Origin of the sequence: Halococcus sp. AFM35, from assembly GCF_051195015.1 — an archaeon.
In the GTDB taxonomy this organism is placed as follows: Archaea; Halobacteriota; Halobacteria; order Halobacteriales; family Halococcaceae; genus Halococcus.
In genome coordinates this window covers 1-1408 of sequence record NZ_JBNTJU010000090.1, presented here as the reverse complement: position 1 = coordinate 1408, position 1408 = coordinate 1, and the positions used below count along the sequence as shown (strand labels likewise).

Genomic DNA, 1408 nt, shown 5'->3' with positions numbered 1-1408 from the left:
GAACCGGCGGCGAATGGTATTTCGTGCCATTGGTTGTTTTGGGTACATACCACGTCCTTTAGGGCGTGGTAGCTGATTTGAATGAGTGCAGGCCAATCTCGCCGAGCGAGACCGGCTTCTCGCTACTGAAGGATGACGACGGTGAGAAGCTCTGCTCGCGGAACTGGCCGTGCCAGCTCCGCGAGTTCACCCGCAAGTGCATCGTCCATAATCTGTCACAGGCGGCGAGTTAGCGCTCGCCGCCTGCTCCCTTTCTCCAGCGTATTGGTCAAAGGCATCGCCGTCGTCACAGAGAAGAATTCGAAATGAGATTTTCCTGATTGTTCGTTGAACGTCATCGGCAACAGTTACTGCATCTTCTGACAGAAGGATCGTGCGTCTCAGGCTGTCAATCGGTGAGTTACTGACCCTGAGGCGTTCACGGCGTGGTACGGGCATCGGGGCAACGGGAACCAGAAAGCGAACCCGCCAGGCTACCGCAAATACCACGACGAGCATCCACGCTCGACGGTCACGTTCAAGCAGGCTGGATTCAAGCATGACGCCGCGAACAACCGGATTCGACTTTCGAAGGGAAAGAACCTCAAAGACGGCTGGGGCGACTTCATCCTTTGTGAGTACGATGTTATCGGTCCCCGAGATACGACCGTCGAGAACGTCCAGCAGGTGCGCGCCGTGTACGAACACGGCGTATGGCGCTTGCATATCGTGTGCAAAGTCCCGGTCGAAGTCGCCGAATCACCCGGCGACCGAACGGCGGGCGTGGACCTCGGGATCTGCAACGTCGCCGCCGTCAGCTTTGGCGACGAATCGTTGCTCTATCCCGGTGGGTCGCTCAAAGAGGACGACTACTACCTCGGCAAAAAGCGCGCCGAAACGGACGATTCGTTCTCCCGTGAAGCTCGACGATTGGACCAGAAGCGCACCGACCGCCGCACGCACTTCTTCCATGCGCTCTCGAAAGAGATTGTGGCGAAGTGCGCCGAACGTGGCGTTGGAACGGTGTTCGTTGGCGACCTCGGCGGCATCCGTGACGGCGACGACGGCCCGAAAAATTGGGGTCGGCACGGGAATCTCGACCTCCACGGGTGGGCGTTCGACCGCTTCACGAAGATGCTCACGTACAAAGCGGAGATGCAGGGTATCGCCGTCGAAACCGTCTCTGAACGGAACACGTCGAAAACCTGCTCCGTATGCGAAACGAAAGCGGACAGCCAGCGCGTCGAGCGTGGCTTGTACGTCTGCGAGGAGTGCGGGACCGTGGCGAATGCCGACACGAACGGCGCGGAGAACATCAGGCAGAAAAGTACCTCTGAGTCCTCTCACGAGGATATACTCACGGACACAAATACGTGAAGAGATTCGGTGGTTCGATAGAATCGAGTGCAGCGAGAGCAGCGTCTCGAAG

General features: G+C 58.2%; 2 pseudogenes. Both read left to right on the top strand.

The window, feature by feature from the left end:
- Positions 1 to 104 precede the first annotated feature (104 nt).
- Positions 105 to 233 (top strand): annotated as a pseudogene (locus tag ACQUQO_RS18195) (IS5/IS1182 family transposase); the annotation flags it as partial.
- A 178-nt stretch (positions 234 to 411) separates the two neighbouring features.
- A pseudogene (locus ACQUQO_RS18190) lies at positions 412 to 1305 on the top strand (RNA-guided endonuclease InsQ/TnpB family protein); the annotation flags it as partial.
- Positions 1306 to 1408 lie beyond the last annotated feature (103 nt).